This window comes from Allobosea sp. (assembly GCF_035944895.1).
In the GTDB taxonomy this organism is placed as follows: domain Bacteria; phylum Pseudomonadota; class Alphaproteobacteria; order Rhizobiales; family Beijerinckiaceae; genus Allobosea.
Window position 1 is genome coordinate 212606 of the sequence record NZ_DASZAT010000012.1, and the last position, 23440, is coordinate 236045.

Consider the following 23440-nt stretch of genomic DNA (forward strand, 5'->3'; position numbering starts at 1 on the left):
AGCTACGCCCTCTCGCCAGCCGGGCGCAGCCATGCTAACCGCTCCGGCATGACCGAGACTGGACAAGCCCGCATCCAAGCCCGCTTTGCCGCCTGCGCCGCGGCTGGCCGCGCCGCGCTGGTGACCTATGTCACCGCCGGCGATCCCGATTTCGACACCGGCAGCGCGATCCTGAACGCCTTGCCGGCGGCCGGCGCCGACATCATCGAGCTCGGCGTGCCCTTCACCGATCCGATGGCGGACGGCGTGCCGGTCCAGCTCGCCGGCCAGCGCGCGCTCAAGGCCGGGCAGACCCTGCGCAAGACGCTCGCCATGGTCACGGCCTTCCGCAAGGCCGGGCACGACACGCCGATCGTGCTGATGGGCTATTACAACCCGATCTGGGCCTATGGCGTCGACGCCTTCCTCAAGGACGCCCGCTCCGCCGGGATCGACGGGCTGATCGTCGTCGACCTGCCGCCCGAGGAAGACGCGGAACTCTGCCTGCCGGCGCTCGCTGCCGGCGTCAGCTTCATCCGCCTGGCGACGCCGACCACCGACGACAAGCGCCTGCCGCGCGTGCTGCAGAACACCTCCGGCTTCGTCTATTATGTCTCGATGACCGGCGTGACCGGCGGCGCGATCGCCAATTACGACGCGGTCGGCGCGGCGGTCGCCCGGATCAAGCAGCACACAAAGCTGCCGGTCGCGGTCGGCTTCGGCGTCAAGACGCCGGCTGATGCGATCGCGATCGCCAGGGGCGCCGACGGCGTCGTCGTCGGCTCGGCCCTGGTCGAGCGCGTCCGGCTCTCGCTCGATGCCGACGGCAAGGCCACGGAAAAGACGGTTTCGGCTGTCACCTCGCTGGTCGCCGAGCTCGCGGCCGGCGTCCGCTCGGTCGCCAAGGCGGCCTGAGCCGCCTGACTGGAAACGAGAGACGGATTCACCGATCGGATCGAGGCGATCCGATCGTATCCGGTTCCCGCGTAATTCAAGGATGATCCGATGAACTGGATTTCCGAAGTCGTCCGCCCGCGCATCAAGACGCTGTTCAAGCGCGAGACCCCGGAGAATCTCTGGATCAAGTGCCCGGATTCCGGGCAGATGGTCTTCCACAAGGACGTCGAGGCCAATGGCTTCGTCATCCCCGGCTCCGACCACCACATGCGCGTCACCGCGCAGGACCGGCTGCGGCTGACCTTCGACGAAGGCAAGTGGATCGACGTCGCCCTGCCCGAGGCGGTCGCCGATCCGCTCAAGTTCCGCGACGAGAAGCGCTATACCGACCGGATCAAGGACGCCCGCGCCAAGACCGGTGCAGCCGACTCCATCAAGGTCGGCTATGGCCGCGTCCAGGGCCTGCCGATGACGGTCGCGGTCCAGGATTTCCACTTCATGGCCGGCTCGCTCGGCATGTCCGCGGGCGAGGCCTTCATCAAGGCCGCCGAGACGGCGCTGGAGAAGAAGACGCCTCTGGTCGTGTTCGCCTGCGGCGGCGGCATGCGCATGCAGGAAGGTATTCTGTCCCTGATGCAGATGCCGCGCACGACCGTGGCCGTGCGGCGTTTGAAGGCGGCGAAGCTGCCCTATTTCGTGGTGCTCACCGACCCGACGACCGGCGGCATCACGGCCTCCTACGCCATGCTGGGTGACGTGCATATCGCCGAGCCGGGCGCCCTGATCGGCTTCGCCGGGCCGCGCGTGATCGAGCAGACGATCCGCGAAAAACTGCCTGATGGCTTCCAGCGCGCCGAATATCTGAAAGAGCACGGCATGGTCGACATGGTCGTCCACCGCCACGACATTCCGGCGACGCTGGCGCGGCTCGGCCGGTTCTTCACCAAGCAGCCGCTGCCGGCCGCCAACGCCCCCGAACCCGAGCCGCTGCCGGCCAGCGCCGCCTGATCACCTCCCCCGGCCGGGAGGCCGGTGTCCGCATGAGCACATCCGACCTCTTGCTGGCGCGCTTCCTCGCGCTGCATCCCAAGCTGATCGACCTCTCGCTCGGGCGCATCCTGCGCCTGCTCGAGCGGCTGGGGGATCCGCAGAAGAAGCTGCCGCCGGTGATCCATGTCGCCGGCACCAACGGCAAGGGCTCGACCATCGCCTTCATGCGGGCGATCCTCGAAGCTGCCGGCCTCTGCGTCCATGTCTACACCTCGCCGCATCTGGTGCGCTTCCACGAGCGCATCCGGCTCGGCCGGCCGGGCGGCGGCCGCTTCGTCGACGAAGCCGTCCTGGTCGAGGCGCTGGAGCGCTGCGAGAAGGCCAATGCCGGCGATTCCATCACCTTCTTCGAAATCACCACCTCGGCTGCGCTGCTGCTCTTTTCCGAGCACAAGGCCGATGTCGTGCTGCTCGAAGTCGGGCTCGGCGGTCGCTACGACACCACGAATGTGATCGACCATCCCGCCTGCACGGTGGTGACCCCGGTCTCGCTCGATCATTCCGAATATCTCGGCGACACCGTCACCAAGATCGCAGGCGAGAAGGCCGGCATCTTCAAGCGCGGCGCGCCGGCGGTGATCGCTCCGCAGGAGCCGGAGCCGACCGCGGTGCTGGAAGCCGCGGCCGAGCGCGTCGGCGCCTCGAAGCTCCTGGTCGGCATGCAGGACTTCAACGTCCACGAGGATGGCGGCCGGCTGGTCTATGAGGATGCCGACGGCCTGCTCGACCTGCCCTTGCCGCGCCTCGCCGGGCGCCACCAGCACATCAATGCCGGCACCGCGATCGCGGCCCTGCGCGCCGCCGGCTATGGCGGCCTGCCGGCAACCGCCTTCGAGCGCGGGATGACCGAGGCGGAATGGCCAGCCCGCCTGCAAAGGCTGGCGCGCGGCAGGCTCGCCGAACTCGCGCCTGCCGGCGCCGAGCTCTGGCTCGACGGCGGTCACAATCCCGATGGCGGGCGCGTTCTCGCCCAGGCCATGGCCGATCTCGAGGAGAAGAATCCGGCCCCGCTCGTGATGATCGCCGGCCTGCTCGCGACCAAGGATGCGCGCGCCACGCTCGGCCATTTCAAGGGGCTGGCGCAGGTGCTGTTCGCCGTGTCCATGCAGAACCAACTGGCGGCGCGCACGGCCGACGAGGTCGCGACCCTGGCGCGCGAGGCGGGTTTGAAGGCCGAGGTCGCCGGCTCGGTGGAGCAGGCGCTGCGGGAGATCGCGTCACGAAACTGGCCGGCGCCGCCGCGCATCCTGATCTGCGGCTCGCTCTACCTCGCCGGCGAGGTGCTGGCGGCCAACGGCACGCCGCCGGTTTGACCCGCACGTGACGAGAAGCGCCATGCCGATCTCCGAATTGACGACGCTCGGCCTCATCCTGATCTGCGGCGCGCTCGGCGGCTGCGTGACGTCGGGCGACAGGAGTGCCGACGGCATTGACCGTGCGGTGGCCGGCGAGCCGACCTTCATGCAGCAGACCTACATGACCATGGACACGCGTTGCCGGCAGGTGAAGCGGCCGACCGCCGTGCTGACGCAGAAGCCGCAGCATGGCAGCGTTCGGATGCTGACGCGCAAGGCAACGGCCGTCTACGGCCCCGGCGCCTACCAGCATTGCGACGGCAAGGTCGGCAAGGCGCTCGCCTTCGAATACACCTCCGCCCCAGACTATCGCGGCCGGGACAGCTTCGAAGTGCGCGTGCGCTATTCCGATGGCGAGATCCGCCATGGCCGCTATGAGGTGGATGTCCGCTGAGGCCCCTAGCGGTGGCCGGTGAAGCCGACCGTCGCCAGGAAGCCATCGACCCGGCCCTGCCACTGGCCGATCGCGCGGATATAGCGATGCCCGTCCTCACCGAAGGGCGGCACTGCGACGAACTCCGCCCGGCCGCCCGCCTCCTGGAAGGCGCGGTGGAGCCGGCCGGCGATCTCCGGGCCGAAGAAGCGGTCATTGCTGCTGTAGAACCAGAGCTGCGGCACGCGTGAGCCGCTACCATAACGGCCAGCGGCGGCAACCAACGCATCCGGCGAGCAGACTTCGCCAGCCTTCTGCGAGCCGCGTCCCCCGGCGAAGTTGACGACGCCGAGCAGGCCGGGGACGGATTGCGAGGCGGCGGCGATCGAGCCCCAGCCACCGGCCGACACGCCCATCAGGACGACGCGGCGGCCATCGGCATCCGGCCGGGACAACACCGCATCGAGCGCCGCACGGATGTCGCGGGCGCTGTTCAAGCCGGCGCGATGGAACTCAGCCCGGTCGCAGGCGCCGTAGCCTTCGGCCCAGCCGCCGCCTTCCGCGCCATAGCCGCGCCGGATCGGCACCGCGACCATGACGCCACGCGCGGTGAAATGGCGCGCGACCGCGGCGAGCGTGCCCTTGCCGAACTCCGCCCGCCCTGCGGCATCGCGCGGGCTGCCATGGGACAGCACCAGCACGGGGAAGGGCCCTGATCCCGCCGGCCGATGCAGGTAGACGGCAATCTGGCGGTCATCGATGCGCGCCTGCAGGGCTTCGACCGTTTCGGCCGCCGCGGCGACGGCGAGCTGGAGAGCCAAGCCGGCGAAAGCCAGCGCTGCGACGACCTTGCGCATGACCAGCTCCCCAGCTGAGACGTTTCCCTTGAATCGCAGCTTCCGCTGATGACGACAAGGACGCTCGCCGCCATGGCCTTGCCGGAACGGCACCGCTAGGATCGTGCCCATGACGACACCAGCATTCGGCAAGGGCGGCCCCGCGGTCTCGCGAATCGGCCAGGGCACCTGGAACATCGAGCGCGCCCCGCGCAGCGAAGCGATCGCGGCGCTGCGGCGCGGGCTCGATCTCGGCCTCTCCCATATCGACACGGCCGAGATGTATGCCGATGGCCGCGCCGAGGAGATCACCGGCGAGGCGCTCGCCGGGCGGCGCGACGAGGTCTTCCTGGTCTCGAAGGTGCTGCCGCACAACGCTTCCCGGGCTGGGACGCGCAGGGCCTGCGAGCAGTCACTGCGCCGGCTCCGGACCGACCGGCTCGACTGCTATCTGCTGCACTGGCGCGGCTCATACCCGCTGGCGGAGACCTTCGCGGCGTTCGAAGAGCTCAAGGCCGAGGGCAAGATCCTGTCCCGGGGCGTCAGCAATTTCGACGTCGCCGATCTCGACGAGGCGCTGCGGGTTGCCGGCCCCGGCCAGATCGCCTGCAACCAGGTGCTCTACCACCTGCGCGAACGGGCGATCGAGCATGCGGTGATCCCGTGGTGCGAGAAGAATGGCGTCGCGGTGACCGCCTACAGCCCGTTCGGGCAGGATGATTTCCCGGAAGGAGGCTCGGCGCAGGGCAAGGCGCTGGCCGAGATCGCTGCAGCCCATGGCGCGAGCCCACGGCAAGTGGCACTCGCCTTCCTGACGCGCAATTCCAGCGTCTTCGCGATCCCGAAGGCGGCAAGGGCCAGCCATGCGCAGGACAACGCCGGCGCGCTCGCGCTCGAACTCAATGCCGAGGACATCGCCCGGCTCGACGCAGCGTTCCCGCGCGGTCCGAAACCGCGCGGGCTGCCGATGCTATAATTGCCTTCGGCTTACTTCTCGATGCGCCAGACCGTGCGCAGCGCGGCGCTGACGGTGACCTCGCCCGGCTCGACCTGCATCGGCGCGCCGGCAGCCGCCATGCGGTAGGCCCGGACATCGCCCATTGGTCGCACCGGCGGCTCGGCTTCCGCCTCGACGATCGAGACGAGCTCGCCGACCTTGACGCCGAGGCGCTTGGCATAGATCTCGGCACGCCCGCGCGCCGCTTCCGCCGCCTTGTCGCGGGCCTGGTCCTTGGCCTTGCCCTCGTCGGCGAGGCCGAAGCTGATGCCGGACATGTCGTTGGCGCCGGCGGCGACCAGCGCGTCGATCAGCGGGCCGGCCTTGGCGAGGTCGCGGACGATCACGGTGATGCCGGTGCGGGCCTCATAACCGTCGATCTTCGGTGCGCGCGCCTGCGGCGAGGACGAAGCCGAAGGCTGCGTCATCCGCGGCGATAGCGCGATCTGCGAGGTCGAGAGATCGCCCTGGGCGACGCCGGCGGCCTTCACCGCCTCGATCAGCTTGGCCAGCGCCGGAGTGTTCTTCGTCAGCGCTTCGGCCGCGGTCTTGCCCTCGCTGACCACGCCGGCATGGACGGTGGCGAGATCGGGCTTCACCCTGACCTCGCCGGTGGTCTGGATCACGATGCCTTCCGCCGGTGCGAGCGGGCCCGGAGTCTGGGCCTGGACCGGGGCGGAGAGGGCCGCGAGCGCGGCAATGATGAGGGCCTTCTTGGTCTTCGACATGATCGTCCTTCGCTGGGAACAGTCCGCGAAAGCGTGCGCCGCTTCCGCGGCGCGACCATGCGCAACCTATTGGGGCAGCATCACGACGCTGCGCCTCACCGCGCCGCCAGAATCTCCGCGACCTGCGGGATGTCCTTGTCGCCGCGACCGGAGAGGTTGACGACCATCAGATGGTCCTTCGGCTTCTTCGGGGCGAGTTCGGCGACGCGGGCCAGCGCATGTGCCGATTCCAGCGCGGGGATGATGCCTTCGAGCTTGGAGATCAGCTGGAAGGCCTCGAGCGCCTCCTCGTCCGTCGCCGAGAGATAGGTGGCGCGGCCGATATCGTGCAGCCAGGAATGCTCCGGGCCGATGCCGGGATAGTCGAGCCCGGCCGAGATCGAGTGGGCGTCGTTGATCTGCCCATCCTCGTTCATCAGCAGATAGGTGCGGTTGCCGTGCAGCACGCCGGGGCGCCCGCCGGTCAGCGACGCCGCGTGCAGGCCGGACGGGATGCCGTGGCCGGCCGCCTCGACGCCATAGATCTCGACGCTGGGGTCGTCGAGGAAGGGGTGGAACAGGCCCATCGCGTTCGAGCCGCCGCCGATGCAGGCGATCAGCGAATCCGGCAGGCGGCCTTCCAGCTCCTGCATCTGCTCGCGCGTCTCCTTGCCGATGATCGACTGGAAGTCGCGCACCATCGCCGGATAGGGATGCGGGCCGGCGACCGTGCCGATGCAATAGAAGGTCGACGCGACATTGGTCACCCAGTCGCGCAGCGCCTCGTTCATCGCATCCTTCAGCGTCTTGGTGCCGGATTCGACCGGAATCACCGTCGCGCCCAGCATCTGCATGCGGAAGACGTTCGGCGCCTGCCGGGCGACGTCGACGGCGCCCATATAGACGATGCATTCGAGGCCGTAGCGGGCACAGAGCGTTGCGGTGGCGACGCCGTGCTGGCCGGCGCCGGTCTCGGCGATGATCCGCTTCTTGCCCATGCGCCGGGCAAGCAGGATCTGGCCGAGCACATTGTTCACCTTGTGCGAGCCGGTGTGGTTCAGTTCCTCGCGCTTGAGGTAGACCTTGGCGCCGCCGAAATGCTCCGTGAGCCGCTCGGCGAGATAGAGCGGCGAGGGCCGGCCGACATAGTGCTTCAGGCCCGCCGTCATCTCGGCGTGGTAGGCGGGATCGGCCTTGGCGGCGTTGTAGGCCTGCTCCAGCTCGAGGATCAGCGGCATCAGCGTTTCCGCCACGAAGCGGCCGCCGAACTGGCCGAAGCGACCGTTCTCGTCCGGACCGTTCCGGAAGCTGTTCGGAGTGTGCGGCGCGTTCATGCCTGGCCTGCCTTCTTCAACTGGTCGTCATTCAACACTTTGGCCGCCGACCGGGCGGCCCTGACGAATTCCGCGATCTTGCCGACATCCTTGACGCCCGGCGCGCTTTCGACCCCGGAGGAGACGTCGACGCCGGCCGGCCTGGTAATGCGGATGGCCTCGGCGACATTCGCCGGATAGAGCCCGCCCGATAGCATGAAGCGGAAAGCCGGGTCGAGGTTGCTCAGCAAGGTCCAGTCGAACGGCCTGCCATGCCCGCCCGGATAGGCTGCGTCCTTGGGCGGCTTGGCGTCGAGCAGGATACGGTCGGCGATACCATGATACAGCGCGACCTGCTCCAGATCGGCGGCGGTGGCGACGCCTAGCGCCTTCATCACCGGCAGGCCGGTCGCGGCCTTGATCGCGGCGACCTGCTCCGGCGTCTCCTTGCCATGCAACTGCATCCAGTCGGGCCGCACGATCCGGGCGAGCTCGGCCGCCTGCTCCGGCTCGTAATCGACGACCAGCGCGACGATCCCGGTCCGGCCGCGTGCCTGGTCGGCGAGTTCGGCCGCACGTTCCGGCGTGACATAGCGCGGGCTCTTCGGGTGGAAGTTGAGGCCGATCATGTCGGCGCCGGCGCTGAGTGCCGCCTCCAGCGTCTCGGGGGTCGAGAGGCCGCAGATCTTGATCGGGAAGGCGTCGTCACGGGTCATGCGGGGGCTCTAGCACATAGCCTCTCCCGCCGCACTCATGACATGATGCCCGTCGAAAGCGTTAGCGCGGGGCGAAAGCGGGCGACGAATGGGGCGGCGTTTCTTTGCAGGTCTGGCGGCGTTCCTGCTGATGGCCGGTCTCGTTGCGCTCGGCGTCTACCTGTGGAGCCAGCCCCGGACGCTGAAGCTCGCGGTCGGCCCGCTCGGCTCGGACGATGCGAGGCTCGCCGCCGCCCTCGTCCAGGGCCTCAGCCGCGAGAAGAAGCCGGTGCGCCTGCGGCTCGTTCTCACCGAAGGCTCGGCCGAGAGCGCCAGGAAGATCGATGCCGGCAAGGTCGACCTCGCCATCGTCCGCCCCGACATCGCCCTGCCGGCCAAGGCCGATACCGCGCTGATCACCCGGCGCTCCTTTCCCTTCTTCATCGGCTCCAAGGATCTGGGCACCGACCGTATCTCCGGCCTGCGCGGCAAGCGCATCGGCGTGGTGCGCGCGCCGAACGGCAACCTCGACCTGCTGAAGCTCGTGCTCTCGCAATACGAGGTGAAGCCGGAGGCGGTGACGATCGTCCCGCTCGGGCCGGAGGACGTCCAGGCCGCGATCACCGAGGGCCATATCGACGTGCTCTTCGCCGTCAACGCGCTGAACGCCCGCGTCGTCACCGAAATCGGCTCGCGTTTGCACCGGGCCTTCGGCGAGCATCCGACCATCATCCCGATCCGCGAGGCCGATGCGCTCGCCGCCCGCAATCGCGCAATCGAGTCAGGGGAGATCGTCCGCGGCGCGCTCGGCGGCGATCCGCCGGTGCCGGCCGAGAACCTGCCGAGCATCTCGATCACCTCGCGCCTGATGGCGGCGCAATCGCTCGACGACGCCAGGGTCGGCGAGCTCGTCAGCGCGATCCTGTCGCTGCGCGTCACCCTCGCAGCCGACCTGCCGGCGATCCAGGGGCTGGAGACGCCCGAGACCGACAAGGACGCGCCGCTCGCCGTGCATACCGGCGCTGCCGCCTTCATCGATGGCGAGCAGGAGACCTTCTTCGAGCGCTATGGCGACTGGTTCTATCTCGGCGTGATGGCCCTCTCGCTGGTCGGCTCCGGCGCGGCTGGCCTGCTCGGCTACGATAGTTCGACGCGCCGCAAGCGGGCGATGGGCGACCTCAACCGCCTCGTCGTCCTGCTCGCGGCGATGCGGACCGCCGAGGACGAGCAGGATCTGGCAGCAATGGAGCGCGAGGCCGACGCCATCCTCGCCGGCGTGCTGGAGAATTATGCGCGTGGTGATATCGATTCCGGCGGGATCGGCGCCTATCGCTTCGCCATGGACCAGCTCGGCCGCGCGGCGACCGAGAGGCGCATCGTCCTGGCCGAAGCGGAAGCCGAGTGATCAGCTTTATTCCTGCCGCAAAGGCAGGCCATCGGTTCACGTACTCCTCGTCCCGGTGACCTCCCGAATGGCTACGATCCCTGCAAGTGCCGCCCTCATCCTCGGGGCGCTCGTCCTTCTTCCCGTCTCGTCGGCGTCAGCCCAGACCGAGCCGGCGCCGCCCTCGCAGATCACCGGAGCCTGGCCGGAGGTGAAGTGCCAGCGCTGGCGCAGCGCCTATGACGAGGCGCTCAGGCGTTTCAGCAGGAAGGGGCTCGGGCAGGAGTTCATCAACGGCAACGAAGCCTTCATAGCCTCCGGCTGCCAGACCCCGCCGGATGTCTGCCCGCGCAGCGCCGAGGAGCTCAACTTCGCCAATGTCATGGTGATGGCGGGCATGAATGCCGGGCTTTCGTCGACCTTCATGCCCTACACCTGCCGGAAGTCGTGATCCGGCTCTAGAGCAGCGACATGTGCAGGCCGGCGCCGGCGAGGACACCGTCGGCGACGGCGAGCGCGACGTTGTGCCGGGCCGTCGCGGCATCGCCCGCTGCGTAGACGCCGGCGACGCTCGTCTGTTTCATGCCGTCGACGCGCAGCAACGGGCCGAACGGGCCGTCGTCGAAGGCGCAGCCGAGCTCCTCGGCCAGCGGGCTCGCCGGGCAGATGCCGGCGGCGACGAACAGCGCCTTGACCGGCGCCAGCCGGCCGTCGGCGAGGCGCAGGCCCGCCATCGCCGTCCCTTCGCCCTCGGCTGCCACGATCCGGGCACGCTCGATAGCAACGCCGCGCCGCTGCAGCATGGCCGTCGCTTCGGCATCGGGCTCGGCCTCGCCGTTGAGGAACAGCGTGACCTCGCCCCAATCGGCGACGAGCGCCGCCTTCAGGGCCGAGAACGAGCCGCTCGCCAGCACGCCGAGCTTGCCGCCGCCGAGCTCGTAGCCGTCGCAATAGGGGCAATGCAGCACGCTCTTGCCCCAGCGCTCCCTCAGGCCGGGGATCGCCGGCAGTTCGTCGCGCACGCCGGTCGCGAGCAGCAGGCGTCTTGCCCGGTGCTGTTCGCCGTGAGTATCGGCGATGCTGAAACCCTCTCCTTCGGCTTTCGCCTCGCCGGCCCGGGCATCGCGCCAGGTCACGGTCGGATAGGCGAGCAATTGCGCCTTCGCCTCGGCGACGATCGCCCCGGGTTCGCGCCCGTCCTGGCCGAGGAAGCCATGCGAATGGCTGGAGAAGCGGTTGCGCCGCTGGCCCTCGTCGATCACCAGGATGCGGCGGCGCGCCCGTGCCAGCTGCAGTCCGGCCGAGAGGCCGGCGAAACTGCCGCCGACAATGATCGCGTCATAGGGTCTTGTGGTGTTGGGCATGAACCTGCCTCCGTTCGTCGAAGCGGCGGCTGAAATCCGCCGCGAGATCGGACAGTCGCACCCGGTCGAAATGACCGGCGAGCAGCGCTTCGGCCTCGGCAAAGGCCTCGCTGAGCGCCGCATTCACCGCCTGCTCGACCAGGCATTGCGGGCTCTCGCTGCGATGGCCGAGCGCGATCAAAGCCGGCTCGCCCAGTGCACGGTGGACGTCTCCGAGCGTGATCGCATCGAGCGCGCGCGCCAGCGTCCAGCCGCCGCCATGACCTTTTTCGGAGCGCACCAGCCCGGTTTCCCTGAGGCCCGCCATGGTGCGGCGGATCACGACCGGATTGGTGCCGAGGCAAGCAGCGAGCTCCTCCGAAGTCATCGGGGCGCCGCGATCGGCCATATGCAGCAGCACGTGCAGGGTGGCTGAGAGACGGCTGTCCTGTTTCATGTAACTTTTAATGTTACATGATTACGAGCCTGTCAAGCGCCCCGCGAAGTACGGGCATCGCGCGGTTGCGGTTGCCCAAACGCCATCAAGCGTTTATGTGCAGCGCAACGAATTCCAGATTCACGCAACGCACAGGCTGCGCCGGCCGGGTCTTCCCTGCCGGCTCGCGGTCTTGAACCAAGGCCGTTTCCCGCATGTCCATGCGCAATATCGCCATCATCGCCCACGTCGACCACGGCAAGACCACGCTGGTCGACAAGCTGCTGCAGCAGTCCGGCGCCTTCCGCGAGAACCAGCGCGTCGCCGAGCGGGTGATGGATTCGAACGACCTCGAAAAGGAGCGCGGCATCACCATCCTGGCCAAGGCCACCTCGGTGGTCTGGAAGGATACGCGCATCAACATCGTCGACACCCCCGGCCACGCCGATTTCGGCGGCGAGGTCGAGCGCATCCTCAACATGGTCGACTCGGCGATCGTGCTGGTTGACGCGGCCGAAGGCCCGATGCCGCAGACCAAGTTCGTGGTCTCCAAGGCGCTGAAGCTCGGCCTTCGCCCGATCGTCGCGATCAACAAGGTCGACAAGCCCGACGCGCGCGTCACCGAGGTGATCAACGAGGTCTTCGATCTCTTCGCCGCGCTCGACGCCACCGACGAGCAGCTCGACTTCCCGATCCTCTACGGCTCGGGCAAGCAGGGCTGGATGGCCCCCTCGCCGGAAGGTCCGCAGGACCAGGGCCTGGCGCCGATGTACGACCTGATCCTGAAGCACGTCCCCGAGCCCAAGGTCGAGGATGGCCCGTTCCGGATGATCGGCACGCTGCTGGAGGCCAACCCCTATCTCGGCCGCATCATCACCGGCCGCGTCACCTCCGGCTCGGCCAAGCCGAACCAGACCGTCAAGGTGCTTTCCGGCGACGGCTCGACCGTCGAGACCGGCCGCATCACCAAGATCCTCGCCTTCCGTGGTCTCGAGCGTCAGCCGATCGAGGAAGCGGTCGCAGGCGACATCGTCTCGATCGCGGGCCTGGTGAAGGGAACCGTCGCCGACACCTTCTGCGACCCGTCGGTCGACACCCCGATCACGGCGCAGCCGATCGACCCGCCGACGGTGTCGATGACCTTCATGGTCAACGACTCCCCGCTTGCCGGCACCGAGGGCGACAAGGTCACCACCCGCGTCATTCGCGACCGCCTGTTCAAGGAGGCCGAGGGCAATGTCGCGCTGAAGATCGAGGAAGCCTCCGACAAGGACAGCTACATCGTCTCCGGCCGCGGCGAACTGCAGCTCGCCATCCTGATCGAGACCATGCGCCGCGAGGGCTTCGAGCTCGGCGTCTCGCGTCCGCGCGTCGTGCTGAAGCGCGACGAGGCCGGCCAGCTGCTGGAGCCGATCGAGGAGGTCGTCATCGACGTCGACGAGGAGCATTCCGGCGTCGTCGTGCAGAAGATGTCCGAGCGCAAGGCCGACATGCTGGAGATGCGTCCGTCCGGCGGCAACCGCCTGCGCCTCGTCTTCCATGCTCCGACCCGCGGCCTGATCGGCTATCAGGGCGAGCTGCTGACCGACACGCGCGGCACCGCGATCATGAACCGGCTGTTCCACGACTATCTCCCCTACAAGGGCGAGATCGGCGGGCGCCGCAACGGCGTGCTGATCGCGATGGAGACCGGCGAGGCCGTCGCCTACGCGCTGTGGAACCTCGAAGACCGCGGCCCGATGATGATCGAACCCGGCTGGAAGGTCTATCAGGGCATGATCGTCGGCGAGCATACCCGCGAGAACGATCTCGAGGTGAACGTGCTCAAGGGCAAGAAGCTCACCAACATCCGCACGACGTCGAAGGATGAGGCTGTCCGCCTGACGCCGCCGATCCGGATGACGCTGGAGCGCTCGCTCGCCTGGATCGACGACGACGAACTCGTCGAGGTCACCCCGAAGTCGATCCGCCTGCGCAAGGGCATTCTCGACCCGAACGAGCGCAAGCGCTCGCAGAAGCAGAAGGCGGAAGTGGCCTGAGCTTGGCCGCTGCCGACACTCCGGTCGAGATCCTGCTGATCACTGGCCCGGCCGGGGTCGGCAAGTCGACCTTGTGCTGGGAGATGGGTGATGTGCTGGCGCAGGCCGGCATCGCCCATGTCGCGATCGAGAGCGACGAGCTCGACCGCGTCTTCCCGAAACCTGGTGCGGAGGAGCTTGCTCCGCTCGCGCCCGGCGCCCGCGACGTCAGCCAGCTCAATCTCGCTGCGCTCTGGGGCACCTACCGCGCCCTCGGCCACAGCCGCCTGATCATGTCCGGCGTGATGCTGCATGTCGGTTTCGACAAGCGTTGGATCCTCGCCGCGATTCCGGGCGCCCGCATCACGGTGGTGCGCCTGCGCGCCGGCGACGAGGCCTTGCGCGAACGTATCGACCGTCGCGAGGCGGGAGCCGGCCGTAGCGCCCAGATCGAGCGCTCCCTGCGACAGGCGCAGCGCATCGCCAGCGAGGACGCCACCGATTTTCTCGTCGTCGAGACCGACGGCCGGCCACCGCAGGAACTGGCGCGGCAAGTCCTGAAATCGACCGGCTGGACCAAGACCGGCTGAGCGATCAGCGCAGCTTGGCCAGCGCGCTCGCCAGCATCTGGTCGATGGCGCGCCGCACCGAGGCTTCAGCGGACAAGCCGCTCGTCCGCGCCGGCCCGTGCGCCTTCCGACGGCCCTGTGGCGCCGGTTTCTGGCTCGCCAGCATCTCGGCGTCGAGAGCGGCGATCGTCATCCTGCCGACGGTGTCGTCGGCGCTTTTCTGGTAGCTGCGGTTGACGATGTCGCGCCTGGTCTTGAAGGCCAGCACGGCGCGTGCCGTGGACGGGCCATAGAAGCCACGTTTCAGCTCGGCTGGATCGATGGCTGCGCCGTCGAGATGGATCAGCGCGGTCTGGATCAGCCGGACATGCTCGCCGCTGGCTCCGCGCGCGACATGGCTCGCATCGTGGCGCAGGCAGGCTTCGAGCCGCTTCTCGCCAGCGAAGATGAACGAGCGTAATGTCATCGCCTGCCCTTTCCGTCTTTTGGCGAACCCGCGCGCATCGTCACGCCACCTGCTTCGCGACCATGCGCAATACCTCGATCTGGGCACAGTCGAAGGGGATGAACGAAGCGTCCGAGCGCTGTGGCTGCATGATCGTGATGTCGCCGCGCATCCGATCTGTCAGGCGCAGCGCATGACCGAGCTCGTGGGCCGTCACCATGCTGGGATTGTTCCAGTCGATGAAGCAGACATTGCCGCCGAACTCGGTCAGTCCGGACGACAGGTTGGCCGCGTTCGGCGGCTTCGGCTCCGATTCGAAATCCCAGCCATAGACCAGGTTCTTCAGATGGCCGCGCCCCGAAGCCTTGATATGATCGCGAATCAAGTCGCCATGGCGACTGTCGGTGATGATCTGCGGTCCGAGCGACATCGTCTTCAGCTCGAGAAGATGGATCGGGCCGACGCGCACCAGCCGGATGTTCGCCTGGGCGTAGCTCGCCTCGACCTCACGCAACAGGGTCAGAAGCGCGGAGCCCGAATAGCCTTCCAAAGTCTGCGAACAGTCGCGCAGGATCACATTCACGGCGTAATGCACGGTCAGAGCCCCGCCCGCGTGCACATAGAGCAACGGCTTCTCGGCCTCGCCGGGCGTCGACATCGCGAGGGCCAGCGTCGCCTCGCCGTTGCCGGTCAGATCGAGCGGGTACTTCATCCCCGGCTCCAGCGCATAGGTCTGGAACGGACCGATCATGGTCTTGCGGGCGTTTATGCGGATATCGACGCCACCTGACATCGTCAGATCGACCGCAGTCAGGGTCCAGGGCCTGTGGTCGGTCTTGATCGAGAGCGAGCGCGACTGGCCGACCGGCACGAACTGATAGGCATTCTGCGCGGGCCAGAGATAGGAGAAGCCGTCGGGTTGGCGACTCCAGCGCCCGTTCGAATCGCACCCTTTCGTACTGAAGGGACTTGGCATTGCGCCGCCTTTTCCTGCCGACCGACAGTCAGGCTAGTCCGCTCCTGGCAACGCCCGCATCCTTCATTCGGCGGATGTCCTTCGGCCGGGGCGCAGCCGTCCTGCGTCTGTTGCGCTTGCCGTCACGGCACGGCTCTGGTCCGGTGCGTGCGACCGAAAGAAGGATCATCGCCCATGCAGTTCCGCAATCTCGGCCGCTCCGGCCTGCGCGTCTCGCTCGTCGGCCTCGGCTGCAATAATTTCGGCGGCCGGATCGACCTTGAGGCGGCACGCAAGGTGGTCGACGCCGCGATCGAGCACGGCATCACCCTGTTCGACACCGCCGACATCTACGGCAATCGCGGCGGCTCGGAGCTGGCGCTCGGCGAACTGCTCGGCGCCCGCCGCAAGGACATCGTGCTCGCCAGCAAGTTCGGCATGAACATGGACGAGGAGGGCGTGAAGAAGGGCGGCTCGCGCCGCTACATCATCGAGGCGGTCGAGGCCTCGCTGAAGCGGATGAAGACCGACTGGATCGACCTCTACCAGTTACACCGCCCCGACCCGCTGACCCCGATCGAGGAGACGCTGCGCGCCCTCGACGACCTGATCCGCCAGGGCAAGGTCCGCTATATCGGCTGCTCGAACCTGCCGTCATGGCAGGTCGCCGACGCGCATTGGACGGCGAAGACGCTGGGGCTCGAAGGCTTCGCCTCGGCGCAGGACGAGTACAGCCTGCTGGTGCGCGGTGCAGAGAAGGAGCTGATCCCGGCCATCGGCCATTTCGGCATGGGCCTCCTGCCCTATTTCCCGCTCGCCAACGGCCTGCTCACCGGCAAGTACCAGCGCGGCGCTCCGATGCCCGAGGGTGCGCGCATGACCCGCGAGGCGCAGCGCGCCGGCGAGGTCCTGACCGAGGCGAACTGGCAGAAGACCGAGAAGCTCGCCGCCTTCTGCGACGCGCGCGGCAAGACGCTGCTCGAGCTCGCCTTCTCCTGGCTCGCCGCCCAGCCGGTCGTCTCCAGCGTCATCGCCGGCGCGACGAAGCCGGAACAGGTCGCCGCCAACGTCAAGGCGGCGGACTGGGCGCTGACTCCGGAGGAGCTCGCCGAGATCGACGCGATCACGCGCTGAAATCGGCCGCGAGAGCGCCTCAAAGACGCCCAACCGCACAGCGAAAGCATTAACCCTGTCTCCCTGCCCATGCGACGGGGCGGGGAGGCTGTTGTCAAATCCCTGCGCCTGGGGTTCCCTTGCGCAACTGCAGCGGAGGCCGCTGACTTCGTGATGCGTATCGCCCATCTCCTGGCGTTCGCCCTCTTTCTGACCGTCCTGCCCGCCGCGGCGCAGGACAAGCCGGCGGCCGCACCGCAGCCGGAGCCGATGCGCGTGGTGCTGACGCGCAGCGCCGAGCCCTGCGAATCCGACTGCCGCGAATGGCTCGCGGCCCAGGGGGCGATCACCAAGGACACGCCGGCCGAACTGCGCCGTGCGCTCGCCGAATTGAACGGGCGCAAGCTGCCGCTGCTGGTCTATTCGACCGGCGGCACGGTCGAAGCGGCGATCGCGATGGGCGAGCTCGTGCGCAAGAGCGGCCTCGACATCGCCGTCGCCCGCACCGTCTTCAGCCAGCGCGACCCGGCGCTCGGCACCATCGACGAGCGCAGCCCGCTCTGCGCCTCGGCCTGCACGCTCTTCCTCGCCGGAGGGCAGCGCCGGATCATCCCGCCGCAATCGCGCATCGGCGTGCACCAGCAGACCATCGTCGAGACCGAAACCACGACGGTGCGCGACTACAAGATCGTGCGTGGGCGCAAGGAACTGGTCGACGAGCGAACGGAGACGCGGACGGTCAAGCAGGAGCAGGCGACCGGCGAGATCGACGCGAAGATGAGGCGCTATCTCGACGCCATGGGGCTCGACCGCTCCTTCATCGAGGTAACGGTGTCGACGCCGGCCGACACGATGCGCTACCTCAAGCCCGACGAGATGCGCGCAACCACGATCGCGACCGACATCGGCCCCGCTTCCCTCGCCTTCTCGGATCTGCGCTCCGGACTGGCTCCCGCCCCCGGCCCTGCAAGGAGCCTCGGAACAGCGCCGGTGCTGCCGGCGACGCTGGCCGCACCGGCGACCCCGATCGGCTCGGTCGAGCTCGGCCCGCATCGCGGCGGCAAGCTGCGACTGGCCTTGTCGGTCAGCGAAGGGCGATACCAGCAGACGACCGCCCTGCAGATGCGGCTCCTCTTCGGCGATGCGCCGATCCCGTCGCGGCTGCGGACGGTCACCCTGACCTTGCCGGGCGGCCCGCCGATCGTTGCGCAGAACGAGGACGGCAGCGCCCCCGACGGGCCGATGAGTGCCGATGTCCTGCGCGAGACCCTGTGCGGCCTGACCGACCGAACCGCGGTGTCGCTGAAGATCGATCCGCCGGCGGAGGACAGCACCCCCTCGACCTGGCAGCGCAGCGGCACCGCAGCCGAGCTGCTGCGTCTGCCGCAGCTGCGCTCGGCGATCTGCCGCTGACGGGTGGCGACTAAATCCCGCCCGGAACCAATCGCTCTCCGGCAAGCGAAATCGATTACATACCCGCCCTGCGTGCAATCGGCTTTGCCTTCAATGTGTGCTTGACGGTTCCCGGCCGATAAGATCACCTTCCCTCCAATCCGACGCGCCGCATCAAGGCACGCGGTCGCAAACGAGGGAGAAACGCCGTGTTGAGACGCCATTTTCTCGCCGCGGGCCTCGCGCTCGCGGCTTTCGGTAGCGCATTCCCCGCTTTCGCCCAGAGCAAGGGGCCGGTGATCGGGGTGAGCTGGTCGAATTTCCAGGAGGAACGCTGGAAGACCGACGAGGCCGCGATCAAGGCGGCGATCGAGAAGGTTGGCGGCACCTATCTCTCGGCCGATGCGCAATCCTCGCCGGCCAAGCAGCTCACCGATGTCGAAAGCCTGATCGCGCGCGGCGCCAAGGCGATCATCGTGCTGGCGCAGGATGCACAGGCGATCCGTCCGGCCGTGCAGAAGGCGGTCGACGAGGGCATCGCAGTGGTCGGCTACGACCGGCTGATCGAGATCCCGCAGGCCTTCTACCTGACCTTCGACAATGTCGAGGTCGGCCGGATGATGGCCCGCGAGATCCAGAAGGCGAAGCCCGAGGGCAACTACGTCTTCATCAAGGGCTCGAGCTCGGACCCGAACGCCAACTTCCTGTTCCAGGGCTCGGTCGAGGTGCTGAAGCCGGCGATCGACGCCGGCAAGATCAAGAATGTCGGCGAGGCCTATACCGATGGCTGGCTGCCGGCCAACGCCCAGCGCAACATGGAGCAGTTCCTGACGCGCAACGCCAACAAGGTCGACGCCGTCATCGCCGCCAATGACGGCACCGGCGGCGGCGCCATCGCCGCGCTCGCCGCGCAGGGCCTCGCCGGCTCCGTGCCGGTCTCGGGCCAGGACGCCGACCGTGCCGCTCTCAACCGCGTCGCGCTCGGCACCCAGACGGTGACGATCTGGAAGGATGCGCGCGAGCTCGGGCGCAACGCCGCCGAGATCGCGATCAAGCTCGCCGGCGGCGCCAAGCTGACCGAGGTCGCAGGCGCGACCGCCTGGGACCAGGGCCCGAGCAAGGCCAAGATGACCGCGCTCTTCCTGAAGCCGGTGCCGGTGACCAAGGACAATCTCGGCGTGGTGATCGAAGCCGGCTGGGCGCCGAAGGCCGCCGTCTGCCAGGGCGTCGCGGCCGGCAAGGTCAAGGCCTGTGACTGAACTCGCACCAGCGCCGGCAACGCCGTCGCAGGATGCGAAGAGCTTCGCCGATCATCTGCGCGCCATCGAGTTCGACGCGCGGATGATCGGCATGATCGCCGCCTTGGCGGTGATCTGGCTGGGCTTCAACTGGCTCTCGGGCGGGGCCTTCCTGACGCCGCGCAATCTCTGGAACCTCTCGGTCCAGACCGCCTCGGTCGCGGTGATGGCCTGCGGCATGGTCCTGGTCATCGTCACCCGCAATATCGACCTCTCGGTCGGCTCCATGCTCGGCTTCGTCGGCATGGTCACTGGCCTCGTCCAAGCGCAAGTGCTCCCGGGGCTGCTCGGCTTCGAGCACCCGGCCACCTGGCTGCTCTCGATCCTTGCCGCGATCGCGCTCGGCGGGCTGATCGGCCTGTTCCAGGGCGCGCTGATCGCCTATCTCGCCATCCCCTCCTTCATCGTCACCCTCGGCGGCCTGCTGGTCTGGCGCGGCGGCGCCTGGTGGGTGACGCAGGGCCAGACCATCGCCCCGATGGATTCGCGCTTCCGCCCGCTCGGCGGCGGCATCGAGGGCGCGATCGGCACGACCGCCTCATGGGCGATCGGCCTCGTCATCTGCGCCCTGATCGTCGCCGGGATCGGCTTCGCGCGCCGCCGGCGCAAGCGCTACGGCTTCGCACTGCGCCCACTCTGGGCCGAGATCGTGCTCGCCGCCCTCGCCTGCGGCACGGTGATCGGCGCGGTCGCGATCGCCAATGCCTATGCCCTGCCGGCCGGCGTCGCCCGTCGTCTCACCGAGGCGAAAGGCGGGACCTGGCCCGAGGGCGGACTCGTCATCGGCCATGGCCTCGCCGTGCCGGTGCTGCTGGCGCTCGCCGTCGGCGTCGCCATGAGCTTCCTGGCACGGCGCCTGCGCTTCGGGCGCTATGTCTTCTCGATCGGCGGCAATCCCGAGGCTGCGCAACTCTCCGGCGTCAACACGCGCAAGGTGCTGATGCTGGTCTATGGGCTGATGGGCATGCTGGTCGGCATCGCCGCCTGCATCTCGACAGCCCGCCTCAACGCCGCGACCAATTCGGCCGGTCAGCTCGACGAGCTCTATGTCATCGCCGCGGCGGTGATCGGGGGCACCTCGCTCGCCGGCGGCGTCGGCACCATCACGGGCGCGATGCTGGGGGCGCTGGTGATGCAGTCGCTGCAGTCTGGCATGGTGCTGATCGGCGTCGACACGCCGCTGCAGAACATCGTCGTCGGCATCGTGCTCGTCCTCGCCGTCTGGCTCGACGGGCTCTATCGCAAGCGGCTGGGTTAGCGGGATGAGCGCGGCAAACTCCCCTGTCATTCCGGGTCGCCGCGCAGCGGTGAACCCGGAACCCACGACCGGGCGAGCGCGATCGATGGGGTCGTATTTGAGGGTTCACCCAGTCGTGGGTTCCGGGTTCTCGCTTCGCGAGCCCCGGAATGACGGGGGAGGAGGCTAGCCATGGACATGACCACGCCCCTCGTCGAGATGCGCGAGATCTCGATCGCCTTCGGCGGCATCAAGGCGGTCGACCATGCCAGCGTCGATCTCCATGCCGGCGAGGTCGTCGGCCTGCTCGGCCATAACGGCGCCGGCAAGTCGACGCTGATCAAGATCCTGTCGGGAGCCTATCGCGCCGATGCCGGCGAGATCAGGATCGCTGGCGAGCCGGTCGCGATCTCCTCACCGCGCGATGCCAAGCGCCACGGCATCGAGACGATCTACCAGACGCTGGCTCTGGCCGACAATGTCGACGCTGCCGCCAACATCTTCCTCGGCCGCGAGCTCCTGAGCAGCTGGGGCACGCTCGACGACAGCGCCATGGAAGCCGAGACCCGCAAGGTGATGGGCCGGCTCAACCCGCATTTCCGCCGCTTCAAGGAGCCGGTGAAGGCGCTCTCCGGCGGCCAGCGCCAGTCGGTCGCGATCGCCCGCGCGATCTATTTCAATGCCCGCGTGCTGATCATGGACGAGCCGACGGCGGCGCTCGGGCCGGCCGAGACCAAGCAGGTCGCCGATCTCATCCTGGAGCTGAAGAAGCAGGGCATCGGCATCTTCCTGATCAGCCATGACCTGCACGATGTCTTCGATCTCGCCGATCGCGTCAGCGTGATGAAGAACGGCAAGGTGGTCGGCACCGCTCCTGTCCGCGACGTCACGCAGGACGAGGTGCTGGGCATGATCATCTCGGGCAAATGCCCGCCCGGCGCGGTAGCCGGGCCGGGCGCTCTGCGGAGCTAGCAGCATCGGCGAAAGGACGGGGCGCGTCTCAGCGCAAGCCGTCCTCGCCCTTGGCCTCCGCATGGGTCAAACCGCCGACACGCGGCAGCGGCCGACCGCCGCTGGTCAGGGCGACCGCGACGACGATCTCGCCGGCGCGCGGTGCGTCGGGGATGCGCACTTCCATACCGTCGAAATGGCTGCGGACATAGGCCGCCGCCTTGTGGCCGAGCGGCACGTCGAGGACGACACCGAGCGAGCCGCGCTTCTTCGAGGACGGGATCAGCGCCGGCGCCTTGCCCAAGAGCTTGCGCAGCGGCGCGCCGAGCTTGGGATGCAGGATCGCGGCGGCATGCTCCAGCTCACCATCCTCGCCGACGGCGGCGGCCTTGCCATAGCCCTGGACCGCCTCGCCCTCGATGCCGAGCGCGGCGAGCGCATGGCGGCCGAGCAGGTCGCCGAGCTCCTCGCCGATATCGATCAGCTCGGAGAGGTCATCCTGATAGGTGCCGGCAAAGGGATTGGCGATCACCGCGACGGCGACAGCGCGCTTGATCGGCGGCGAGACGGGGCGGCCGAGCTCGCTATGGGTCTCGTCGAGGATGGTGACGATCTTGCGGATCCTGGCTTTCATCTCAGGCCGTCCTCGCCCTTGATCTCGCTCGCCTTGAGGCCGCCGACGCGGGCATGGATGCGCGAGCCGGTGGTCATCACCAGCGCGAACAGCAGTTCGTCGGCCCTGGGCGCGTCGGTGATGCCGATCTCGAAGGCGTCGAAATGGCTGCGGACATAGGAGGCGTTGACATGGGTGACGGGAATGTCGAGGCGCGTGCCGGGGCCGCCGACCTTCTTGGTCGAGGGCACGATCGCCTTGGCGTCGCCCAGCAATTCGCGCATGGCGTAACCGCCCGGCACATGCCAGAGCGCGCCATGCTCGAGCTCGCCGGCGGCGCCGACGATAGCGCCCTTGCCATAGCCCTGGATCGCCTTGGCATCGCCGCCCATCGCGCCAAGCAGGCGCTGCGCCATGGCGAGGCCGAAGGGCTTGAGATCGTCCATGAAGCCCTGGATGTCCTCGACATAGCGGCCAGCATAGGGGTTGGCGATCACCGCCAGCGCGGCGCCGCGCTTCAGCGGCACCGAAGCGGCCGGGCCGCCCTCATGGAAGATCTCCTCGACGGTCACGGCGTATTTGCGGACGACAATCTCAGGCACGGGCAAGTCTCCTCTCGGGGTCTTCTTGAACGATCATAGGCGTGGAAAGCGTGCGGCTCACGCCCTGGAGATGCATGGCGGCGCAGACGATCAGTCCTGCGGTGCGCAGCCGCTCCGCCTCGGCGAGGCCGGCAGCGAGCGCGGTCTCGATCTCGCCCGTGGCAAGCGGGCCGACGTCGCGGGTCACCAGCCGCTCGCCGAGATCGCTGTCGCTCTGGATGGCGTTGGCCGGCAACCGCTCGATCGCGGGATGGCCGGGCAGGTCGATCGCATTGGCGATCACGGTCGCGGCGGCGTCGGCCATGGCGGCGGTGGAGCTGAGCACCGTCACCGCCTCGGCGATCCCCAGCGAGAAGCTGCGGCCGGGATAGCCGGATGTCGCGATGCCGGCGACGCCATCTTCAGGCCGGATCGTCGCGGTGGCGAAGAACTCCGGCCGGTCGGGCCGCTTCACCAGCCCGATGCGGAACTGCTCACCGGCGGCAAGATGCAGGGCGATGTCGCCGCCATTGTTGACATAGGCACGCTGGAGCGGCGCGGCCTGGCACATCGCGCCGAGAATCTCCTGCGCCACCGAGCCGGCGACGGCGGCCATCGGCGTGATGAAGCTGCTGGCAGCAAAGGGCGCCACAGCAGCATGCATGCGCCGGGCAACGGGACCGAGCGGCAGCGGGCTCGTCCTGCTCACCGCCGTGCGCAGCAGCTGCAACTCCTCGCAGAGTTCGGCGAGCAGGCCATCGAAGCGGAGAATCGCCGCCTCATGCGCGGCCTTGACCGCGCTCTGTTCGCCGACGGCCTCGATAATAAGATCGATCGGCCCCTGCTGCAGCAGCAGGCGCCGGCCATCCGGCAGAATACGCGCGGAGGGCTTCTCCCACATCG

25 protein-coding genes are annotated in these 23440 nt (G+C 68.3%); 14 read left to right on the forward strand and 11 right to left on the reverse strand.

What is annotated here, in order from left to right:
• Window positions 1-48 precede the first annotated feature (48 nt).
• The 4 genes from trpA to VGV58_RS23165 all read left to right on the forward strand — a co-directional run bounded on the left by trpA (window position 49) and on the right by VGV58_RS23165 (window position 3675).
• A complete protein-coding gene (gene trpA, locus VGV58_RS23150) occupies window positions 49-894 on the forward strand; it encodes a tryptophan synthase subunit alpha (RefSeq protein WP_326876409.1) in 846 nt (281 codons plus the stop codon).
• A gap of 90 nt (window positions 895-984) precedes the next feature.
• Complete coding sequence (accD, locus tag VGV58_RS23155; RefSeq protein ID WP_326876410.1) at window positions 985-1884, forward strand: acetyl-CoA carboxylase, carboxyltransferase subunit beta; 900 nt, start codon at window positions 985-987, stop codon at window positions 1882-1884.
• A 32-nt stretch (window positions 1885-1916) separates the two neighbouring features.
• Complete coding sequence (locus VGV58_RS23160; protein WP_326876411.1) at window positions 1917-3239, forward strand: bifunctional folylpolyglutamate synthase/dihydrofolate synthase; 1323 nt, start codon at window positions 1917-1919, stop codon at window positions 3237-3239.
• A gap of 22 nt (window positions 3240-3261) precedes the next feature.
• Window positions 3262-3675 carry a hypothetical protein gene (locus VGV58_RS23165; protein WP_326876412.1) on the forward strand — a complete coding sequence of 138 codons (414 nt, stop codon included), beginning with the start codon at window positions 3262-3264 and terminating at the stop codon, window positions 3673-3675.
• 5 nt (window positions 3676-3680) lie between these two features.
• Here VGV58_RS23165 and VGV58_RS23170 read toward each other — a convergent pair whose 3' ends face one another.
• Window positions 3681-4511 (reverse strand): dienelactone hydrolase family protein, encoded by an 831-nt coding sequence (locus VGV58_RS23170; protein ID WP_326876413.1) that lies wholly within the window; start codon window positions 4509-4511, stop codon window positions 3681-3683.
• A gap of 109 nt (window positions 4512-4620) precedes the next feature.
• Here VGV58_RS23170 and VGV58_RS23175 point away from each other — a divergent pair, with 109 nt between their 5' ends.
• Window positions 4621-5466, forward strand: a complete 846-nt coding sequence (locus tag VGV58_RS23175) for an aldo/keto reductase (protein WP_326876414.1) — start codon at window positions 4621-4623, stop codon at window positions 5464-5466.
• Between the two features lie 11 nt (window positions 5467-5477).
• On the opposite strand, the gene VGV58_RS23180 is transcribed toward VGV58_RS23175, so the two are convergent.
• The 3 genes from VGV58_RS23180 to VGV58_RS23190 form a co-directional block, all read right to left on the reverse strand.
• Window positions 5478-6215, reverse strand: coding sequence for an SIMPL domain-containing protein (locus tag VGV58_RS23180; RefSeq protein WP_326876415.1), 738 nt, complete (start codon window positions 6213-6215; stop codon window positions 5478-5480).
• 95 nt (window positions 6216-6310) lie between these two features.
• Complete coding sequence (trpB, locus tag VGV58_RS23185) at window positions 6311-7528, reverse strand: tryptophan synthase subunit beta (RefSeq protein WP_326876416.1); 1218 nt, start codon at window positions 7526-7528, stop codon at window positions 6311-6313.
• A complete protein-coding gene (locus VGV58_RS23190) occupies window positions 7525-8223 on the reverse strand; it encodes a phosphoribosylanthranilate isomerase (RefSeq protein ID WP_326876417.1) in 699 nt (232 codons plus the stop codon). The genes trpB and VGV58_RS23190 overlap by 4 nt, the downstream gene beginning before the upstream one ends.
• A 130-nt stretch (window positions 8224-8353) precedes the next feature.
• Between VGV58_RS23190 and VGV58_RS23195 the strand changes: the two genes are divergently transcribed.
• Together VGV58_RS23195 and VGV58_RS23200 are read left to right on the forward strand one after the other, a co-directional pair.
• Window positions 8354-9607, forward strand: coding sequence for an ABC transporter substrate-binding protein (locus VGV58_RS23195; protein WP_326876418.1), 1254 nt, complete (start codon window positions 8354-8356; stop codon window positions 9605-9607).
• A 67-nt stretch (window positions 9608-9674) separates the two neighbouring features.
• Complete coding sequence (locus VGV58_RS23200; protein ID WP_326876419.1) at window positions 9675-10037, forward strand: hypothetical protein; 363 nt, start codon at window positions 9675-9677, stop codon at window positions 10035-10037.
• A gap of 7 nt (window positions 10038-10044) precedes the next feature.
• Here the strand turns inward: VGV58_RS23200 and VGV58_RS23205 are convergent, their stop codons facing one another.
• Both VGV58_RS23205 and VGV58_RS23210 read right to left on the reverse strand, forming a co-directional pair.
• Window positions 10045-10950 carry an NAD(P)/FAD-dependent oxidoreductase gene (locus tag VGV58_RS23205; RefSeq protein ID WP_326876420.1) on the reverse strand — a complete coding sequence of 302 codons (906 nt, stop codon included), beginning with the start codon at window positions 10948-10950 and terminating at the stop codon, window positions 10045-10047.
• Window positions 10925-11386, reverse strand: coding sequence for an Rrf2 family transcriptional regulator (locus VGV58_RS23210; RefSeq protein ID WP_326876421.1), 462 nt, complete (start codon window positions 11384-11386; stop codon window positions 10925-10927). The genes VGV58_RS23205 and VGV58_RS23210 overlap by 26 nt, the downstream gene beginning before the upstream one ends.
• A gap of 194 nt (window positions 11387-11580) precedes the next feature.
• Between VGV58_RS23210 and typA the strand changes: the two genes are divergently transcribed.
• A complete protein-coding gene (gene typA / locus VGV58_RS23215; RefSeq protein ID WP_326876422.1) occupies window positions 11581-13404 on the forward strand; it encodes a translational GTPase TypA in 1824 nt (607 codons plus the stop codon).
• 2 nt (window positions 13405-13406) lie between these two features.
• Window positions 13407-13973, forward strand: a complete 567-nt coding sequence (locus VGV58_RS23220) for an AAA family ATPase (RefSeq protein WP_326876423.1) — start codon at window positions 13407-13409, stop codon at window positions 13971-13973.
• 4 nt (window positions 13974-13977) lie between these two features.
• On the opposite strand, the gene VGV58_RS23225 is transcribed toward VGV58_RS23220, so the two are convergent.
• Complete coding sequence (locus VGV58_RS23225) at window positions 13978-14418, reverse strand: peptidoglycan-binding domain-containing protein (RefSeq protein WP_326876424.1); 441 nt, start codon at window positions 14416-14418, stop codon at window positions 13978-13980.
• A 40-nt stretch (window positions 14419-14458) separates the two neighbouring features.
• Window positions 14459-15373 (reverse strand): hypothetical protein, encoded by a 915-nt coding sequence (locus VGV58_RS23230; RefSeq protein WP_326876425.1) that lies wholly within the window; start codon window positions 15371-15373, stop codon window positions 14459-14461.
• Between the two features lie 174 nt (window positions 15374-15547).
• Here VGV58_RS23230 and VGV58_RS23235 point away from each other — a divergent pair, with 174 nt between their 5' ends.
• The 5 genes from VGV58_RS23235 to VGV58_RS23255 all read left to right on the forward strand — a co-directional run bounded on the left by VGV58_RS23235 (window position 15548) and on the right by VGV58_RS23255 (window position 21364).
• Window positions 15548-16486 carry an aldo/keto reductase gene (locus tag VGV58_RS23235; RefSeq protein WP_326876426.1) on the forward strand — a complete coding sequence of 313 codons (939 nt, stop codon included), beginning with the start codon at window positions 15548-15550 and terminating at the stop codon, window positions 16484-16486.
• A gap of 150 nt (window positions 16487-16636) precedes the next feature.
• The gene (locus VGV58_RS23240; RefSeq protein WP_326876427.1) at window positions 16637-17878 is read left to right on the forward strand and encodes a COG3904 family protein; all 1242 of its coding nucleotides are present in this window, start codon (window positions 16637-16639) and stop codon (window positions 17876-17878) included.
• 188 nt (window positions 17879-18066) lie between these two features.
• Window positions 18067-19116 (forward strand): D-xylose ABC transporter substrate-binding protein, encoded by a 1050-nt coding sequence (gene xylF, locus VGV58_RS23245; RefSeq protein ID WP_414644068.1) that lies wholly within the window; start codon window positions 18067-18069, stop codon window positions 19114-19116.
• On the forward strand, window positions 19109-20413 hold the full coding sequence (locus VGV58_RS23250) for a sugar ABC transporter permease (RefSeq protein ID WP_414644069.1): 1305 nt from the start codon (window positions 19109-19111) through the stop codon (window positions 20411-20413). Before xylF ends, VGV58_RS23250 begins: the two co-directional genes overlap by 8 nt.
• 171 nt (window positions 20414-20584) lie before the next feature.
• Window positions 20585-21364, forward strand: a complete 780-nt coding sequence (locus tag VGV58_RS23255) for an ATP-binding cassette domain-containing protein (RefSeq protein WP_326876428.1) — start codon at window positions 20585-20587, stop codon at window positions 21362-21364.
• A gap of 28 nt (window positions 21365-21392) precedes the next feature.
• Here the strand turns inward: VGV58_RS23255 and VGV58_RS23260 are convergent, their stop codons facing one another.
• The 3 genes from VGV58_RS23260 to VGV58_RS23270 are packed head-to-tail and all read right to left on the reverse strand — an operon-like array spanning window position 21393 to window position 23438.
• Complete coding sequence (locus tag VGV58_RS23260) at window positions 21393-21977, reverse strand: amino acid synthesis family protein (RefSeq protein ID WP_326876429.1); 585 nt, start codon at window positions 21975-21977, stop codon at window positions 21393-21395.
• On the reverse strand, window positions 21974-22558 hold the full coding sequence (locus tag VGV58_RS23265; RefSeq protein WP_326876430.1) for an amino acid synthesis family protein: 585 nt from the start codon (window positions 22556-22558) through the stop codon (window positions 21974-21976). Before VGV58_RS23265 ends, VGV58_RS23260 begins: the two co-directional genes overlap by 4 nt.
• Window positions 22551-23438 carry a UPF0280 family protein gene (locus VGV58_RS23270; RefSeq protein WP_326876431.1) on the reverse strand — a complete coding sequence of 296 codons (888 nt, stop codon included), beginning with the start codon at window positions 23436-23438 and terminating at the stop codon, window positions 22551-22553. The genes VGV58_RS23265 and VGV58_RS23270 overlap by 8 nt, the downstream gene beginning before the upstream one ends.
• Between the last annotated feature and the right edge of the window lie 2 nt (window positions 23439-23440).

Bases quoted from the DNA above. Each gene is read 5' to 3' on its own strand.
- trpA (WP_326876409.1), top strand. From the start codon at position 49: ATGACCGAGACTGGACAAGCCCGCATCCAAGCCCGCTTTGCCGCCTGC.
- accD (WP_326876410.1), top strand. From the start codon at position 985: ATGAACTGGATTTCCGAAGTCGTCCGCCCGCGCATCAAGACGCTGTTC.
- VGV58_RS23160 (WP_326876411.1), top strand. From the start codon at position 1,917: ATGAGCACATCCGACCTCTTGCTGGCGCGCTTCCTCGCGCTGCATCCC.
- VGV58_RS23165 (WP_326876412.1), top strand. From the start codon at position 3,262: ATGCCGATCTCCGAATTGACGACGCTCGGCCTCATCCTGATCTGCGGC.
- VGV58_RS23170 (WP_326876413.1), bottom strand. From the start codon at position 4,511: ATGCGCAAGGTCGTCGCAGCGCTGGCTTTCGCCGGCTTGGCTCTCCAG.
- VGV58_RS23175 (WP_326876414.1), top strand. From the start codon at position 4,621: ATGACGACACCAGCATTCGGCAAGGGCGGCCCCGCGGTCTCGCGAATC.
- VGV58_RS23180 (WP_326876415.1), bottom strand. From the start codon at position 6,215: ATGTCGAAGACCAAGAAGGCCCTCATCATTGCCGCGCTCGCGGCCCTC.
- trpB (WP_326876416.1), bottom strand. From the start codon at position 7,528: ATGAACGCGCCGCACACTCCGAACAGCTTCCGGAACGGTCCGGACGAG.
- VGV58_RS23190 (WP_326876417.1), bottom strand. From the start codon at position 8,223: ATGACCCGTGACGACGCCTTCCCGATCAAGATCTGCGGCCTCTCGACC.
- VGV58_RS23195 (WP_326876418.1), top strand. From the start codon at position 8,354: ATGGCCGGTCTCGTTGCGCTCGGCGTCTACCTGTGGAGCCAGCCCCGG.
- VGV58_RS23200 (WP_326876419.1), top strand. From the start codon at position 9,675: ATGGCTACGATCCCTGCAAGTGCCGCCCTCATCCTCGGGGCGCTCGTC.
- VGV58_RS23205 (WP_326876420.1), bottom strand. From the start codon at position 10,950: ATGCCCAACACCACAAGACCCTATGACGCGATCATTGTCGGCGGCAGT.
- VGV58_RS23210 (WP_326876421.1), bottom strand. From the start codon at position 11,386: ATGAAACAGGACAGCCGTCTCTCAGCCACCCTGCACGTGCTGCTGCAT.
- typA (WP_326876422.1), top strand. From the start codon at position 11,581: ATGTCCATGCGCAATATCGCCATCATCGCCCACGTCGACCACGGCAAG.
- VGV58_RS23225 (WP_326876424.1), bottom strand. From the start codon at position 14,418: ATGACATTACGCTCGTTCATCTTCGCTGGCGAGAAGCGGCTCGAAGCC.
- VGV58_RS23230 (WP_326876425.1), bottom strand. From the start codon at position 15,373: ATGCCAAGTCCCTTCAGTACGAAAGGGTGCGATTCGAACGGGCGCTGG.
- VGV58_RS23235 (WP_326876426.1), top strand. From the start codon at position 15,548: ATGCAGTTCCGCAATCTCGGCCGCTCCGGCCTGCGCGTCTCGCTCGTC.
- VGV58_RS23255 (WP_326876428.1), top strand. From the start codon at position 20,585: ATGGACATGACCACGCCCCTCGTCGAGATGCGCGAGATCTCGATCGCC.
- VGV58_RS23260 (WP_326876429.1), bottom strand. From the start codon at position 21,977: ATGAAAGCCAGGATCCGCAAGATCGTCACCATCCTCGACGAGACCCAT.
- VGV58_RS23270 (WP_326876431.1), bottom strand. From the start codon at position 23,438: ATGTGGGAGAAGCCCTCCGCGCGTATTCTGCCGGATGGCCGGCGCCTG.